The 15,447-nt window shown below is 73.7% G+C and carries 16 protein-coding genes; 8 read left to right on the forward strand and 8 right to left on the reverse strand.

Annotated elements, in window-relative coordinates:
- Positions 1 to 220 precede the first annotated feature (220 nt).
- Positions 221 to 2,080, forward strand: a complete 1,860-nt coding sequence (ilvD, locus tag ACRYM6_RS07070; protein WP_432542103.1) for a dihydroxy-acid dehydratase — start codon at positions 221 to 223, stop codon at positions 2,078 to 2,080.
- Positions 2,081 to 2,102: 22 nt separating this feature from the next.
- Here ilvD and ACRYM6_RS07075 read toward each other — a convergent pair whose 3' ends face one another.
- Both ACRYM6_RS07075 and ACRYM6_RS07080 read right to left on the reverse strand, forming a co-directional pair.
- Entirely contained in the window at positions 2,103 to 2,600 is a 498-nt protein-coding gene (locus ACRYM6_RS07075; RefSeq protein ID WP_432542104.1) for a QcrA and Rieske domain-containing protein, read from the reverse strand.
- Positions 2,601 to 2,664: 64 nt separating this feature from the next.
- Complete coding sequence (locus ACRYM6_RS07080) at positions 2,665 to 3,429, reverse strand: alpha/beta hydrolase family protein (protein WP_432542106.1); 765 nt, start codon at positions 3,427 to 3,429, stop codon at positions 2,665 to 2,667.
- Between the two features lie 136 nt (positions 3,430 to 3,565).
- On the opposite strand from ACRYM6_RS07080, the gene ACRYM6_RS07085 reads away from it, so the two are divergent.
- From ACRYM6_RS07085 to ACRYM6_RS07110, 6 genes are all read left to right on the forward strand, one after another.
- The gene (locus ACRYM6_RS07085; protein WP_432542107.1) at positions 3,566 to 4,612 is read left to right on the forward strand and encodes a FecCD family ABC transporter permease; all 1,047 of its coding nucleotides are present in this window, start codon (positions 3,566 to 3,568) and stop codon (positions 4,610 to 4,612) included.
- A 44-nt stretch (positions 4,613 to 4,656) separates the two neighbouring features.
- On the forward strand, positions 4,657 to 5,607 hold the full coding sequence (locus tag ACRYM6_RS07090; RefSeq protein ID WP_432542108.1) for an ABC transporter substrate-binding protein: 951 nt from the start codon (positions 4,657 to 4,659) through the stop codon (positions 5,605 to 5,607).
- Complete coding sequence (locus ACRYM6_RS07095) at positions 5,604 to 6,374, forward strand: ABC transporter ATP-binding protein (protein ID WP_432542109.1); 771 nt, start codon at positions 5,604 to 5,606, stop codon at positions 6,372 to 6,374. Before ACRYM6_RS07090 ends, ACRYM6_RS07095 begins: the two co-directional genes overlap by 4 nt.
- Positions 6,371 to 7,054 (forward strand): class I SAM-dependent methyltransferase, encoded by a 684-nt coding sequence (locus tag ACRYM6_RS07100; protein WP_432542110.1) that lies wholly within the window; start codon positions 6,371 to 6,373, stop codon positions 7,052 to 7,054. Before ACRYM6_RS07095 ends, ACRYM6_RS07100 begins: the two co-directional genes overlap by 4 nt.
- A 124-nt stretch (positions 7,055 to 7,178) precedes the next feature.
- Positions 7,179 to 7,616: a VOC family protein gene (locus ACRYM6_RS07105; RefSeq protein ID WP_432542111.1), complete on the forward strand. Its 438-nt coding sequence runs from the start codon at positions 7,179 to 7,181 to the stop codon at positions 7,614 to 7,616.
- A gap of 32 nt (positions 7,617 to 7,648) precedes the next feature.
- Positions 7,649 to 8,173: a DUF1648 domain-containing protein gene (locus tag ACRYM6_RS07110; RefSeq protein ID WP_432542112.1), complete on the forward strand. Its 525-nt coding sequence runs from the start codon at positions 7,649 to 7,651 to the stop codon at positions 8,171 to 8,173.
- A 103-nt stretch (positions 8,174 to 8,276) separates the two neighbouring features.
- Here ACRYM6_RS07110 and ACRYM6_RS07115 read toward each other — a convergent pair whose 3' ends face one another.
- The 6 genes from ACRYM6_RS07115 to ACRYM6_RS07140 all read right to left on the reverse strand — a co-directional run bounded on the left by ACRYM6_RS07115 (position 8,277) and on the right by ACRYM6_RS07140 (position 14,033).
- Positions 8,277 to 9,254 (reverse strand): 3-hydroxyacyl-CoA dehydrogenase family protein, encoded by a 978-nt coding sequence (locus tag ACRYM6_RS07115; RefSeq protein ID WP_432542114.1) that lies wholly within the window; start codon positions 9,252 to 9,254, stop codon positions 8,277 to 8,279.
- Positions 9,255 to 9,262: 8 nt separating this feature from the next.
- The gene (locus ACRYM6_RS07120) at positions 9,263 to 10,036 is read right to left on the reverse strand and encodes a triose-phosphate isomerase (RefSeq protein ID WP_432542115.1); all 774 of its coding nucleotides are present in this window, start codon (positions 10,034 to 10,036) and stop codon (positions 9,263 to 9,265) included.
- A gap of 30 nt (positions 10,037 to 10,066) precedes the next feature.
- Complete coding sequence (locus ACRYM6_RS07125; protein ID WP_432542116.1) at positions 10,067 to 10,567, reverse strand: ribose-5-phosphate isomerase; 501 nt, start codon at positions 10,565 to 10,567, stop codon at positions 10,067 to 10,069.
- Between the two features lie 17 nt (positions 10,568 to 10,584).
- The gene (locus ACRYM6_RS07130; RefSeq protein WP_432542117.1) at positions 10,585 to 12,294 is read right to left on the reverse strand and encodes a dihydroxyacetone kinase family protein; all 1,710 of its coding nucleotides are present in this window, start codon (positions 12,292 to 12,294) and stop codon (positions 10,585 to 10,587) included.
- 22 nt (positions 12,295 to 12,316) lie between these two features.
- Positions 12,317 to 13,240, reverse strand: coding sequence for a sugar phosphate isomerase/epimerase family protein (locus tag ACRYM6_RS07135; RefSeq protein ID WP_432542140.1), 924 nt, complete (start codon positions 13,238 to 13,240; stop codon positions 12,317 to 12,319).
- A 151-nt stretch (positions 13,241 to 13,391) separates the two neighbouring features.
- Entirely contained in the window at positions 13,392 to 14,033 is a 642-nt protein-coding gene (locus ACRYM6_RS07140) for a GntR family transcriptional regulator (protein WP_432542119.1), read from the reverse strand.
- A 61-nt stretch (positions 14,034 to 14,094) separates the two neighbouring features.
- Here ACRYM6_RS07140 and ACRYM6_RS07145 point away from each other — a divergent pair, with 61 nt between their 5' ends.
- The gene (locus ACRYM6_RS07145) at positions 14,095 to 15,432 is read left to right on the forward strand and encodes a M20/M25/M40 family metallo-hydrolase (RefSeq protein WP_432542120.1); all 1,338 of its coding nucleotides are present in this window, start codon (positions 14,095 to 14,097) and stop codon (positions 15,430 to 15,432) included.
- The last annotated feature ends 15 nt before the right edge of the window (positions 15,433 to 15,447 follow it).

A 15,447-nucleotide genomic window follows, 5' to 3' on the forward strand; every position in this document is an offset into this window, starting at 1 on the left:
CGCGGGGAGCTATCCTGACCCGGCCCCTGGTGAACTCCGACACGGACCCGGGGGACGAGGCGCGCCCACCTCGACTCCGGTGGCCGCTGACAGGACGTCGCCGTCGCCCGCCCACACGCGGGCCGGCCGGGGACGTCCCCTCGCGCGGGGCGGTGTCCGCGGGCCCATCGGCCGCGGTGTCCCGTGCGAGACCCATCCTCCCTGCACACCTGGAGCTGTCGTGCCCGCGTTGCGTTCCCGTACCTCGACCCACGGCCGGAACATGGCCGGTGCCCGTGCGCTGTGGCGAGCCACCGGCATGACCGACGGGGACTTCGGCAAGCCGATCGTCGCGATCGCGAACTCCTACACCCAGTTCGTCCCCGGGCACGTGCACCTCAAGGACATGGGCGACCTGGTGGCCGGCGCGATCGCCGAGGCCGGAGGGGTGTCCAAGGAGTTCAACACCATCGCCGTCGACGACGGCATCGCCATGGGCCACTCGGGGATGCTCTACTCCCTGCCCAGCCGCGAGCTCATCGCGGACTCGGTGGAGTACATGGTCAACGCCCACCAGGCCGACGCGCTGGTGTGCATCTCGAACTGCGACAAGATCACCCCGGGGATGCTCATGGCCGCGCTGCGGCTGAACATCCCGGCCGTGTTCGTCTCCGGGGGGCCCATGGAGGCCGGCAAGGCGGTCGTCGTCGACGGCGTCGCGCACGCGCCCACGGACCTCATCACCGCGATCGCGGCCTCGGCCTCGCAGGAGGTCAGCGACGCGGGCCTGGACGCGGTGGAGCGCTCGGCGTGCCCGACGTGCGGGTCCTGCTCGGGCATGTTCACGGCCAACTCCATGAACTGCCTCACCGAGGCGCTGGGGCTCTCGCTGCCCGGCAACGGGTCCACCCTGGCCACGCACGCGGCCCGCCGGGACCTGTTCCTGCGCGCCGGGTCGCTGATCGTCGAGCTGGCGAAGCAGTACTACGACGGCGACGACGAGTCGGTGCTGCCGCGCAGCATCGCGAACAAGGCGGCGTTCTCGAACGCGATGGCGCTGGACGTCGCGATGGGCGGCTCCACGAACACGGTGCTGCACATCCTCGGGGCGGCCCAGGAGGCCGAGCTCGACTTCACGCTGGACGACATCGACGCCATCAGCCGCCGGGTGCCGTGCCTGTCGAAGGTCGCGCCCAACTCCGACTTCCACATGGAGGACGTCCACCGCGCCGGCGGGATCCCCGCGATCCTCGGTGAGCTGTGGCGGGCCGGGCTGCTCGACGAGTCGGTCCGGACGATCCACAGCCCGGACCTGCCGTCCTGGCTGTCGGAGTGGGACGTGCGGGCGCAGGCCCCGAGCGCGGCCGCGGTGGAGCTGTTCCACGCCGCGCCCGGCGGCGTCCGCACGACGCAGGCGTTCTCGACGCAGAACCGGTGGAAGTCCCTGGACACCGACGCCGAGAACGGGTGCGTCCGGGACCTGGCGCACGCCTACACGGCCGACGGGGGCCTCGCGGTCCTGGAGGGGAACCTCGCCACCGAGGGCGCGATCATCAAGACCGCGGGCATCGACCCGTCGCTGTTCCACTTCGAGGGGACCGCGATCGTCTTCGAGTCCCAGGAGGACGCGGTCACCGGGATCCTGTCCGGGGCGGTGGAGCCGGGCCACGTGGTCGTCATCCGCTACGAGGGCCCGGCCGGCGGCCCGGGGATGCAGGAGATGCTGCACCCCACGTCGTTCATCAAGGGCCGCGGCCTGGGCAAGGTCTGCGCGCTCGTCACCGACGGCCGCTTCTCCGGCGGCTCGAGCGGGATCTCGATCGGGCACGTCTCCCCGGAGGCGTGGGCCGGTGGCCTCATCGGCCTCGTCGAGGACGGCGACCACGTCGAGATCGACGTCGAGACCCGTGGTCTGCACCTGCGGGTCGACGAGGCGGTGCTGGCCGAGCGCCGCGCGAAGATGGAGTCCTCCGAGCGCCCGTGGGAGCCGAAGGACCGCGACCGGCCGTTGACGGCCGCGCTGCGCGCCTACGCGGCGATGGCGACGTCGGCCTCCACCGGTGCGGTCCGCCGGGTGCCGGAGCGTTCCCACCGCCGCTGACGGCGGCCCGACCCGGACGCGGTCAGGTGGCGGCGACGACGGAGTCGCCGTCCACCTGCACCTCGACGGGGTCGAGCGGGGCGGTCGCCGGGCCCTGGAGGACCTTCCCGGTGAGCAGCTCGAAGCGCGACCCGTGGCAGGGGCAGTCCAGCTCGTCGTCCCGGACGGCGACGGCGCAGCCCTGGTGCGTGCACAGGCCGCTGAAGGCGACGACCTCCCCGGCGGTGGGCTGCGCGACGACGACCGCCGAGCCCGCGGCGTTCGTGACGACGACGGCGGAGCCGACGGGGACGTCGGAGACCTTCGCCAGCTCCTCCTGACCGGCCGACGACCCGCTGGTCGTGCTGCTGGTCGTGCTGCTCGTCGGGGCCGGCGCCGGCGTCCCGGTGGTCGCGGTGTCGTCGCCGCAGGCGGCGAGGGCGGACGCGACCCCGAGGGTGCCGCCGCCGGCGGCGAGCGCCCGGCGGCGGGTCAGGACGGCGCGGGTCAGGGGGTGGGGGGTGCGTGCGTCGTCGTCCACGGTGGTCCTCCGTCGGTCGGTGCGGCTTCCTCGGAGGGGTGAACGGGGTGCGGGGGTGTTCGGTTCAGCGGTCGGTGGTCAGGTACTGGTCGGCCCAGGCGCTGATGATGCGGGCGGCGCGGCGGGCCTGCCCGCGGGCGGTGAGCAGGTGGTCGGACCCTTCCAGGGCGACGAAGCTGCGGGGGTGGGGGGCGGCCTTGAAGATGGCGCTGGCGTTCTCGACGTTCACGGTGGAGTCGGTGGGGGAGTGCATCACCAGCAGCGGCACGGTGAGGCGGCGGATGCGGTGCTTGAGGTCGGCGGCGCGGACGTCCTCGATGAAGGCGCGCTTGAGGGTGAGGGCGCGGCCGCCGACGAGCCACTCGGCGTGGCCCTCGGCCATGACCTTCTCGAGGAGCGCGTCGTAGTTGTGCTCGACGTGGCGGGGTTCGGAGGGGGCTCCGATGCTGACGACGGCGCGCAGGCCGGGGACCTGGTCGGCGGCGGCGATGACGGCGGCGCCGCCGAAGGAGTGGCCGACGAGGAGGTCGGCGGGGGTGCCGCGGTCGGCCATGAACCGCGCGGCCAGGGCGGTGTCGGAGACCTTGTGGGTGAAGGAGCCGTCGCCCCAGTCGCCCTCGGAGCCGCCGAGGCCGAGGTTGTCGAAGCGCAGCATGCCGATGCCCTCGTCGGCGAGTCCGCGGCAGATGCGGTAGGCGGCGGGTGAGTCCTTGCCGAGGGTGAAGCCGTGGGCGAAGACGCCCCAGCCGCGGACCGGTCCGGGGGGCACGTCGAGGAGGCCGGCCAGGCGGTGGCCGGAGGTGCTGGGGAAGGACACCTGCTCGGCCACCGTCCGACCCTACCGGGACCGGTGGTGCGCCGGTCGCGAGCGCCGGGGCGGGGCCCGGGGAGCGGCTTGTTGCGAGTAGATTGCAACAAGCCGAGGTTTGGAGGTCCGGGTGTCGCTCGTCGCCGACCCCTTGGGGGTGCGTGCGCGCACCCGGCGCAACGCGTTCGTGGTGCTGGTCCTGGTGGTGGTGCTGCTGGTGACGGCGACGGCCGCGGTGGCGGTGGGGGCGGTGTTCGTGGCGCCGGGCGACGTGCTGGGCGTCGTGGGGCACGCGGTGGTGGGGTGGCCGGCGGTGGGGGGCTGGCCGGCTGAGCACGAGGCGGTCGTGTGGGCGGTGCGGGTGCCGCGGGTGCTGCTGGGGCTGGCCGTGGGGGCCGGGCTGGCGGTGTGCGGGGTGGCGTTGCAGGCGATGGTGCGCAACGTGCTGGCCGACCCGTACGTGCTGGGGGTGAACTCGGGGGCGTCGTGCGGGGCGGCGGCGGCGATCCTTTTCGGGGTGTTCGGGCACCTGGGGGAGCACGCGCTGTCGGGGGGTGCGTTCGCGGGGGCGCTGGTGGCGTCGGTGCTGGTGTTCACGGTGGCCCGGTCGGCGGGGGTGGTGACGTCGGTGCGGCTGCTGCTGGCGGGGGTGGCCGTGGGGTACGCGCTGAGCGCGGCGACGAGCTTCCTGGTGTTCGCCTCGGACTCGGCCGAGGGGGCGCGGTCGGTGATGTTCTGGCTGCTGGGGTCGCTGTCGCTGGCGACGTGGGGGTCGGGGCTGGTGGTGGTGCTGGTGGTGACGGCGGTGGTGGTGGCGCTGCTGTCGTGGTGGGCGCCGGGGCTGGACGCGCTGGCGGTGGGGGACGAGACGGCCCGCGCGCTGGGGGTCTCCCCGGCGGCGTTCCGGACGCGGTTGCTGGTGGTGGTGTCGCTGGCGGTGGGGGTGCTGGTGGCGGCCGGCGGGAGCATCGGGTTCGTGGGGCTGGTGGTGCCGCACCTGGCGCGGCGGCTGGTGGGGGCCGCGCACCGCTGGGTGGTGCCGGTGTCCGCGTTGCTGGGGGCGTCGCTGCTGCTGGCGGCGGACCTGCTGGCCCGGACGCTGATGGCGCCACAGGAGCTGCCGCTGGGGATCGTCACCGCGCTGGTGGGGGCGCCGTTCCTGCTGCGGCTGGTCCGCCGCCAGTACGCGGCCCCGACCTCGTGACCGGATCGTCGATGGACCCCTCGGAGGGACGTGCCGTGCGTCGTGTGAGCCCTGTCCTGGTGCTGCTGCTGCTGGCCGGGTGCGCCGGTCCGGGGGACGGTGGTGGCGGGGCGGACCCGGGTGGGGCGTACCCGTTGACGGTGACGAACTGCGGTGCGCAGGTGACGTTCGCGTCCGAGCCGGAGCGGGTGGTGCTGCTCAAGAGCGCGGCGGTGCCGTTCCTGCACGACCTGGGGGTGCTGGACCGGGTGGTGGCCCGGGCCGGTCAGTACCCCGACGAGTACTACGACGAGCGGACCCGCGCCGAGCTGGACGCGATCCCGCTGCTGACCGACCGGACCGACACCAGCGGGCACCTGCAGATCTCCCGGGAGGTCGTCGTGGCGCAGCGGCCGGACCTGGTGGTCGGGGAGGTGGACAACCTGGACCGGGCGACGCTGGCGGCGGCGGGGATCCCGTTGCTGGAGGAGCCGGCGCTGTGCGGGGCGGGGGTCCGGGACGTGAGCTTCGAGGACGTGTACGAGCAGATGGGGTTCTACGGGGAGGTGTTCGACCGGCGGGAGGCGGCGAGCGCCGCGGCGGCGCGGTTGCGGGAGCGGGTGGCGCAGCTGAGCGTGCCGGGGTCGGGGCGGACGGCGGCGGTGCTGTACCCGACGGTCGGGGGTGGGGTGACGTACGCGTACGGGTCGGGGAGCATGGCGAACCCGCAGCTGGCGGCGGCGGGGTTGACGAACGTGTTCGCGGACGTGGACGAGCGGGTGTTCGAGGTGTCCCGGGAGGAGCTGATCGCGCGGGACCCCGACGTGCTGGTGCTGCTGCACGGGGACGGGGATCCGCGGGCGGTGGTGGAGGCGGTGACGTCGGTGCCGGGGCTGGCGGGGGTGAGCGCGGTGCGGGACGGGGCGGTGCTGCCGTTGCTGTTCAACTTCACCGAGCCGCCGACGCCGTTGGCGGTGGACGGTCTGGAGCGCGTCGTGGACCGGTTCGGGCGGTGATCCGGGCGCGGGGGGTGGAGTTCGGGTACGGGTCGGTGCCGGTGCTGCGGGGGGTGGACCTGGACGCGCCGGACGGGAAGGTGACGGGGTTGCTGGGCCCGAACGGCAGCGGGAAGACGACGTTGCTGCGGACGCTGTACGGGTCGTTGCGGCCGTCGGCGGGGTCGGTGAGCGTCGACGGGCTGGACGTGGCGTCGGCGGGGGCGCGGGAGCTGGCGCGCCGGGTGTCGGTGGTGGTGCAGGAGCACGGGGGTGACCTGCCGTTGACGGTGGCGGACGTGGTGCTGCTGGGGCGGACCCCGCACCGGGGGGTGTTCGGGGGGACGTCGGCGGCGGACCTGGAGGTGGTGGCGTCGTCGTTGCGGCGGGTGGGGGCGTTGCCGTTGGCGTCGCGGGTGTTCGCGGGGTTGTCCGGTGGGGAGAAGCAGCGGGTGCTGGTGGCGCGGGCGCTGGCGCAGTCGGCGGGGCACCTGCTGCTGGACGAGCCGACGAACCACCTGGACGTGCGGTACCAGCACGAGGTGCTGGACCTGGTGCGGGGGCTGGGGTCGACGGTGGTGGTGGTGCTGCACGACCTGAACCTGGCGGCGGTGTACTGCGACCGGGTGGTGCTGCTGAGCGGGGGGTCGGTGCACGCGGCGGGGGTGCCGGAGGAGGTGCTGGTGCCGGAGATCCTGGAGCCGGTGTACGAGGTGCAGGTGCGGCGGCTGCGGCTGGACGACGGGTTCCAGCTGGCGTTCCGTCCGCGGGGGGCGGGCCGGTGGTGAGCGCGCAGGAGCGGTGGGACGCGTACTGGACGTGGCGGGCGCCGTCGTACGACGACGACCAGGTGCGGGTGGACCACGCGCGGCCGGTGTGGCGGGAGGTGTGGTCGCGGGCGGTGCCGTCGGGCGGGGGTGGTCTGGACGTGCTGGACGTGGGGACGGGCAGCGGGTACGTCGCGCACCTGCTGGCGGGGCTGGGGCACCGGGTCACGGGGGTGGACCTGTCGGAGGGGATGCTGGAGCGGGCCCGGTCGCGCGGCGGGTCGGTGCGGTTCGTGCGGGGGGACGCGGTGGACCCGCCGTTCCCGGCGGGCGCGTTCGACGTGGTGGTGAACCGGTACGTGCTGTGGACGTTGCGGGACCCGGCGGCGGCGGTGCGGGGCTGGCGGCGGGTGCTGCGTCCCGGGGGGCGGCTGGCCGTGGTGGACGGGGCGTGGTTCCCCGACGGGCTGGGGGCCGGGGGTGGCCCGGAGTTCGCGGCCGCGTACGCCGGGGCGGACCTCCCGCTGGTGTCGGGGTCGCCGCGGGTGCTGGCGGACCTGCTGGTGGCGAACGGTTTCACCGGGGTCCGCAGCGAGCCGTTGACGGGGTTGCTCGAGCACGACCGGCGGCACGGGGTGTCGCCGGGGCACCGGCCGACGTTGCAGCACCTCACGACGGCGGTGGTGCGGCCAGGGCCGTGAGGTCGGCGGCCGGACGGGCGGCGGCGCGCAGGCAGGCCGTGGAGGTCGCGGTCACCGGCCCGTCGTGCACCCGCGTCCCCGGTCGCGGACCGGTCGTGTCCGGGGTCGGGGGGATGGTGGGGTCATGACTCGTGAGGTGCAGGTGACGTTCGACGCGGCCGACCCGGCCGCGCAGGCCGCGTTCTGGGCGCAGGTGCTGGGGTACCGGGTGCAGCCGCCCCCGCCGCCGTTCACGACGTGGGAGCAGGCGCTGGAGGCGTTCGGGGTGCCCCCGGAGCGGCGCGGCGACGCGTCGGCGGTCGTGGACCCGCAGGGCCGGGGTCCGCGGGTGTTCTTCCAGAGGGTTCCCGAGGGCAGGACGGTGAAGAACCGGGTGCACCTGGACGTGCGCGCGGCGCCCGGTCTGCGGGGGGCCGAGCGGATGGCGGCGCTGGAGGTGGAGGCGCGGCGGCTGGTGGGGCTGGGGGCGGTGGTGCTGCACCGGCGGGAGCCGGAGCCGCCGCTGGAGGCCGGGCACCTGGTGCTGGCCGACCCCGAGGGCAACGAGTTCTGCCTGGACTGAGCGCCCGGGGGCGGACCGCTAGGGTCGGGGCCGTGTCCCGGAACGTCACCCGTCGCGTGCTGGTCCTGTTCGTCACGACCGCGGTGCTGGCCTGCGCGGCGGTGGTGTGGGCGGCGACGGTGCTGCCGCAGCGGGTCCCGACGCACTTCGCGGGCGCGGGCGAGCCGGACGCGTGGAGTTCGGCGACGGGGGCGGTCGTGTTCCTGGCCGCGCTGACGGTGGGGCTGGTCGCGACGTTCTCGGCGCTGGTGCGGTGGGTGCCGCGGGTGCGGTGGGAGTGGGTCAACGTGCCGCGCAAGCAGGAGTGGATCGACGCGGGCCTGGAGGGTGAGCTGCGCCGGCGGCTGCGGGTCGACCTGCTGGTGCTCGGGACGGCGATGAACGTCTTCGCCGGGTCGGTGACGCTGGCGGTGGTGCAGGCGGCCCGGTCGGCCGACCACGCGCTGCCGGGGTGGTGGTTCGTCGTCCTGGTGGCGTGGCTCGTGTTCACCGTCGTGCACGCCGTCGTGATGCACGCGGTGCGGTACCGCCTGCCGGTGGGGACCCCGGCGTCCTGACCGCCGACGCCCCCGGTGGTCGAGGGCGTCTCGACCACCGGGGGCGCGGGTGCGTGCCGTGGACCGGGTGGGCGTGGTCACCCGGCGGGGGAGGGAGCCCGTCTCACTCCGCGATCGGCGACGGGCCGAGCTCGGCGAGGAGTTCGCCCATCTTCTGGTACGCGCGGTTGCGGTAGTCGATGAGGGCAGCGAGCTTCTCGGGCTCGAGCTCGAGGAAGCCCGAGCCGGTCTTGGTGCCGAACTTGCCCTGCTCGACCAGCGCGGTCAGGTTCGCCGGAGCGGACAGCCGCTCCCCGAAGTGCCCCTCGAGGACCTTGAAGCCCTTGGCGTACACGTCGAGGCCGGCCATGTCGGCGATGGCGAACGGGCCGAAGAACGGCAGCCGGAACCCGAAGGTCGTCGAGACGATGGTGTCGACGTCGGCGGGGGTGGCCACGCCCTCCTCGACGACCGACATGGCTTCCTTGAGCAGGACGTACTGCAGGCGGTTCAGGACGAACCCGGGGACGTCCTTGACCTGGGCGCCGCGGCGGCCGGCGCGGGTGAGGAGGTCCTCGATCAGCGGCAGGACGGCCGGGTCGGTCGCCTCGCCGGTGACGAGCTCGACGCCGGGGATGAACGGCGCCGGGTTGGAGAAGTGCACGGTGAGGAACAGCGAGGCGTCCTCGAACGCCTCGGCGAGGACCTTCACGGGGATGGTGGAGGTGTTCGTCCCGATGATGGTGCCCGGGGTGACGGCCTTCTCGACGCGCGAGAGGACGTCCTTCTTCACGGCCGGGTCCTCGAAGACGGCTTCCTCGACGAAGTGGACGTCGGCGACGGCCTCCTCGATGGAGTCGGCCGGGTGGAACTTCTGCTTGAGCACCTCGGTGCTGCCCTGCGCGAACAGCCCCTGCGCCTCGAAGAGCTCGGACTCCTTCAGCAGCCGCTCGTAGTTGCGCTGCGTGGACTCCCGGTCGGCGTCGGCGAGCCACACGTCGTTGCCGGCGAGCGCCAGGGACTGCGCGATGCCGCCGCCCATGTAGCCGGTGCCGATCTGGGCGACCTTGGTGATCTTGTCGGTGCGGGGTGCGGTGGGCACGGGTTCTCCTAGGAGGGGTTGTCCGCCCGGTTGAGCGGGTGGGCCGCGATCTCCTCGATCACGGCGGCGAAGTTGGCGACGTCGTGGGCGAAGCGGCCCAGGAACAGGCCGTCGACCCCTTCGGCGACGTCGGTGAACATGCCCGGGCCCGCGCTGCCCCCGTAGAGGATGCGCGTGAGCCCGGAGCGGTGGGACAGGGCGTCCCGCAGGCGCGTGGTGACGCCCACGACGTGCTCCGGCGGTGCCGGTTCGGTCTGCCCGATCGCCCAGTTGGGTTCGTAGCCGATCGCGACCTCGGCCTCGGAGGGGACGTCCTCGAGCGCGGCCAGGACCTGGCTGATGGTGGTGCGGGCCGCGTCGTCGACGTCGATGCGGACGTTCTCACCGATGCACACCAGCGGGACGAGGCCGTTGCGGGCCGCCGCGGCCGCCTTGCGGGCGGTGACGATGTCGTCCTCGGCGAACATGCGGCGCCGTTCGGCGTGCCCGATCTCGACGAACCGGGCCCCCGCCTCGCGCAGCGCGGCGGGGGACACCTCCCCGGTGAGCGCCCCGAAGTCCTCCCAGGAGGCGTCCTGGGCGCCGACGGAGATGCCCGTCCCGCGCAGCAGGTCCAGCCCGGTGGTGATGGTGAGGAAGTCGGGGATGACGAACGCGTCCACGTCCGCCCCGGTCACGAGCGGACCGAGGGTGGCGACGTCGGCGAGGTAGCTGCGCGTGCGGGCCAGCGAGAAGTACATCTTCAGGCTGACCCCGACGAGCGGGCGGGGACGGGTCGTCATGGTGTGCAGGGCTCCAGGTCGCAGGGGGTCTCAGCAGGAAGCGACGCTACCCGCCTCGTCCGCGGCGCCGTTCTCGTACCCGGTGATCGCGTCGACCTTGGCCGCCGAGGCGCTGGTCTCGTCGAACACGTACCCCAGGAACTCCTTGGCCAGCCGCCGCGCCAGCTCCTTGCCGATGACCCGCTCACCCAGGGTCAGGACCTGACCGTTGTTCGACAGCACCAGCCGCTCCACCGAGAAGCCGTCGTGGGCCACCGAGGCGCGGATGCCCGGCACCTTGTTCGCCGCGATCGCCACCCCGATACCCGTCCCGCACACGAAGATCCCGCGGTCGGCCTCCCCCGCGGCGATCTTGCGGGCCCCGGCCACCGCCACGTGCGGGTAGGCGGTCTTGTCGGTGTCGGAGTTCACCCCGACGTCGATGACCTCCTTGACCCGCGGGTCCTTCAGCAGGTCGGCCTTGATCGCGTCCTTGTAGGACACCCCGGCCTCGTCGGCCGCCAGCACCACGCGCCACTGCAGATCAGTCATGGTTCTTCCCTCTTCTCTCAGAGCTTCTCGGCGCAGGTCCGGGTGACCAGGGCCAAGGACACGGCCCCGGCGTCGGGGTGGCCCAGGGACCGCTCGGCCAGCGGGCGGGCCCGCCCGATCTGCGGGCGCAGGTCCTTGGTGGCCTCGGCGGCCTCGGTGGCGGCCTGGGCGGCCGCGGCGAAGGCGGTCTTCAGGTCGTCCCCGGCCCCCACGCGCTCGGCGAGCTTCTCGGCGAAGGGCACCTGGGCGTCGAGCATCGTCTTGTTGCCGACGCGGGCCCCGGCCAGGCGCTGGACGGCTTCGACGGAGGCGGTGGCCCCGGCGGCGACCTGCTCGGGCGTGGGCTTGCCCTCGTCCCCGAGCTGGTCGGCGAAGGCGTGCAGCAGGACGCCCCAGATCACCCCGGACGTCCCGCCGGCGCGGTCGGCCCAGGCGCCGCCGGCGGCGGCGAGGGTGGAGGCGGCACCGGCTCCGGCGTCGGCGGCCGCGCGGGCGGCCTGGGCGGCGGCGACCGAGCCGTTGACCATGCCGGTGCCGTGGTCGCCGTCGCCGGCGATGGCGTCGATGCGGCCCAGCTCGGCCTCGGCGTCCTTGAGGACGTCGCGGACGGCCTCGATGAGCCCGGCGACCTGCTGCCCGGCGGCCTGGGCGGCCTCGGGGGTGCCGGAGTAGTCGGCGACCTCGTCCTCGGGCGCGACGTAGACCGGGGCGGGGGTGGTCTCGATGGTGGGACCGACGGACAGGGCCGGGCACTGGGCCGGGGCGGTCCAGAGGGTCTCCAGCTCCTCGTCCAGCCAGGTCACGGTCAGCGAGGCGCCGGCCATGTCCAGGGAGGTGACGAGCTCACCGACCTGCGGGGCGACGATCTCGTAGCCGGCCGCCCGCAGCCGCTTGGCGATGGGGCCGTAGAGCAGGAACAGCTCCTCGTACTTGGTGGAGCCCAGGCCGTTGACCAGGACCGCGACCTTGCCGCCCTCGCCCAGGCCGTCGGGCTTGCCGGCCAGGACCTTGTCGACGAGCAGGTCCGCGATCTCGGTCGGGGTGCCGATCGGCTCCTCGGAGATCCCCGGTTCGCCGTGGATGCCCAGCCCGACGCCCATGTGGCCGGGGGTGACGGTGAACAGGGGCTCGCTCTCCCCGGGCAGGGTGCAGCCGGCGAAGGCGATGCCCATGGAGCGGGTGACGTCGTTGGCGTGGCGGGACACCCGGACCACGTCGTCGAAGCCGTACCCGGCCTCGGCGGCCGCACCGGCGATCTTGAAGGCGACGACGTCGCCGGCGATGCCGCGGCGCTGACCGTTGGCGCCCTGGCCCTCGGAGGCGACGTCGTCGGTGACGACGAGCAGCTCGGCGGGGATGCCCTCGGCGCGCAGCCGCTCGGCGGCCAGGCCGAAGTTCAGGATGTCCCCGGCGTAGTTGCCGAAGCCGAGCACCACCCCGCCGCCGCGGTTGGCGGCCTTGGCGACGTCGTAGACCCAGCGGGTGGAGGGGGAGGCGAACACGTTGCCGCACACCGCGGCGTCGGCCAGGCCCGGCCCGACGTACCCGGCGAAGGCGGGGTAGTGCCCCGACCCGCCGCCGGCGATGACCGCGACCTTGCCCTCGGGGGTGGCGGTGGAGCGGATCACCCCGTGCGGCACGGGCTGCACGAAGCGGGAGTAGATGTCGACGAACCCGGCGACGGACTCGTCGACGAACTCGGAGGGGTCACCGAAGATCTTGGTCATCTGGACGGTCTCCTTCGATCGCTCAGTGGTTTCCGGCGCCGCTGCTGAACGGCTGGTGGGTGGTGGCCTTGGGCAGGACGCGGCGGATGTACTCGCGGTTGGTGGCGCCGACGGAGATGCTGTCGCCGCCGTAGTGCTCCACGCAGAAGGCGCCGCGGAAGCCGGCCTCGACGGCCATCGAGATCGCCTTGCGGTAGTTGATGGTGCCGAACTCCAGGGGAGCCGGGTGGGTGCGGACCGAACCGGTGGAGGGTTCCTCGTCGCGGTAGTAGTTCTTCAGGTGCCAGTAGTTCGTGTACGGGAACGTCTTGGCGGCGATCTCCTCCCACGGCTCCACCGCGCGGTGCAGGCGCAGGATGTTGCCGAAGTCGGGGTTGAGGCCGACGTTGTCGTAGCCGACGTCCTGGACGAACTGGACCATGCCGTCGGCGGTGCCGAGGTAGGTGTCCTCGTACATCTCCAGGGCGATCTGGACGCCGACGCTCTGGGCGTGGGCCGCGAGTTCCTGGATCTTCCCGACGGCGACCTGGCGGACGTCGGCGCTGAAGTCGTCGGAGTAGCCCGGCTCCAGCCAGAACCACAGGGCCTTGGCCTGGGCGGGGGTGAAGCCGCGCATGAAGCCGAAGTTCACGACGGGGATGCCGATGGCGGCGCAGGCGTCGATGGCGCGGTGGGAGTAGGCGAGGTTCTCGTCGGCCTTCTCGTGGTCCATCACCGAGCGGCGCGAGGTGGAGAACGCGGGGATCTGCAGCCCGGCGCGGCGCACGGTCTGCGCGAACTCCTGCAGCCGGTCGGCGGGCAGGTCCGCGATGCGGATCCAGGTGTCGGTCGGGTCGATGCAGGTGTAGCCCGCGTCGGTCATGACCTCGAGGGTCTCCAGCCAGCCCTCGGCCGGCTGGTCCTGCACCGTGGTGCCGTCCTTCAGCACGTGCGGGTGCGGCATCATCGGGACCGTGATCGGCCAGTTCTGGCGGGTCAGGACATCGGGGAACCCGTCGAACACGCCGGTCCCAGCGTTCGCGTCGTCGCTCACGTTCTCTCTCCAGAGGTCGTCGTGCCACTGATTCTATAGAAAATCACGTCCGTTGGCGAGTACCTCACCCGATCGCGCGGTCCAGCACCCCCTGCAGGTGCCCGCGCATCGCCTCGGCCGCCGCCGCCGGGTCGCGCCGCTCGAAGGCCCGCACGATCGCCTCGTGCTCGGAGACGCTCTGGTCGGCGTCGGTGACCCGCTCCTCCACCTGGTGCAGACGTTGCACGAAACCGCGGAAGGAGTCCAGGGTCCGGACGATGAACGGGTTGCCGGTGCCGGCCGCGAGCAGCTCGTGGAAGGACCAGTCCGCGGCCAGGTAGTGCTTGAAGCCGGCGTAGCCCGGACCGGTGGGCGCGGTGCGCTGCTCCTCCACGGCCGCCCACAGCCGGGCCACGAAGGCGTCGTCGGTGCGGGCGCAGGCCCGCTCGGCGTTGCCGGGCTCCACCAGCAGCCGCACGTCGACGAGCTGGGCCAGCTCCCGGGACGACAGCAGCGGAGCGGCCCGGTACCCGCGCCGGGCGCTGCGCAGGACGAGGCCGGAGCCCTCCAGGCGGGCCAGCGCTTCCCGGACCGGGGTGGCCGAGACCCCGAGCCGGTCGGCCAGCAGCTGGGTGCGCAGCGCCGCCCCGGGTTCGAGGCCGCGGTTCATGAGGAGCTCGAGGATCGCGTCGTGCACGGTGTCCGTGACCCCCCGGGGGGTCGTCACCGACCAGTGGTCCATGGGACCGGGACGCTACCCGAGAGCGGCCGGGGCTACGGTGACGCGGGTGAGCGCCGACACGAGCACCGCCCAGGGGACGACCGTGGCCGAGAGCGAGGTCGTGGACCTGTGCCGCGACCTGCTGCGCATCGACACCTCCAACTACGGCGACGGGTCGGGCCCGGGGGAGCGCGAGGCCGCCGAGCACGTCATGGGGCTGCTGGACGAGGTCGGGCTGCAGCCGGAGTACGTCGAGCCGTTCCCCCGCCGCGGCAACGTGGTCGTCCGGGTCCCCGGTGACGAGGCGGGCACGGCCGCGCGGGGCGCGCTGCTGCTGCACGGCCACCTCGACGTCGTGCCCGCGCAGGCCGCCGACTGGAAGGTCCACCCCTTCGCCGGGGAGATCGCCGACGGCTGCCTGTGGGGCCGCGGCGCGGTCGACATGAAGGACATGGACGCCATGCTGCTGGCGGTCCTGCGGGACCTGGCCCGCACCGGCACCCGCCCCCCGCGCGACCTCGTGTTCGCCTTCCTGGCCGACGAGGAGGCCGCCGGGGTGCAGGGCGCGCAGTGGCTCGTGGACCACCGCGCCGACCTGTTCGAGGGGGTCACCGAGGCCGTCAGCGAGGTCGGGGGCTTCTCCGTCGACCTCGACGGGCAGCGGACCTACCTGCTGCAGACCGCCGAGAAGGGGCTGGCCTGGTTGCGGCTGGTCGCGCACGGGCGCGCCGGGCACGGGTCGCAGGTCGGCACCGACAACGCCGTGACCCGCCTGTGCGCGGCGGTGACCCGCATCGGCGGGCACACCTGGCCGCTGGAGTACACCGCGACGGTGCGGCAGTTCCTCGAGGGGGTCTCGGAGATCACCGGGGTCGTCTTCGACGAGGACGACCCGTCGGCGCTGCTGGCCACCCTGGGCACCACGGCCCGGTGGGTGGGGGCGACGCTGCAGAACACCGCCAACCCGACGGTGCTGGAGGCCGGCTACAAGCACAACGTCATCCCCGGGTCCGCGAGCGCCCTCATCGACACCCGGTTCCTGCCCGGTCGCCAGGAGGAGCTGATGGCGACGATCCGGGAACTGGCCGGGGACCGGGTGGACGTGGAGGTCGTCAACGAGTCGGTGGCGCTGGAGACGGGGTTCGCGGCGCCGCTGGTGGACCGGATGCGGTCGGCGCTGGAGGCGGAGGACCCGGGGGCGAAGGTGCTGCCGTACTGCCTGTCCGGGGGGACGGACAACAAGTCGTTCTCGCACCTGGGGATCCGCGGGTACGGTTTCGCGCCGCTGCGGTTGCCGGCGGGGATGGACTTCGCGGGGATGTTCCACGGCATCGACGAGCGGGTGCCGGTGGACGCGCTGGAGTTCGGGGTGCGGGTGCTGCGGCGGTTCATCGCCACCTGCTGACCGCGAGGGCAGGGC

This window comes from Kineococcus rugosus (assembly GCF_050871975.1).
In the GTDB taxonomy this organism is placed as follows: domain Bacteria; phylum Actinomycetota; class Actinomycetes; order Actinomycetales; family Kineococcaceae; genus Kineococcus.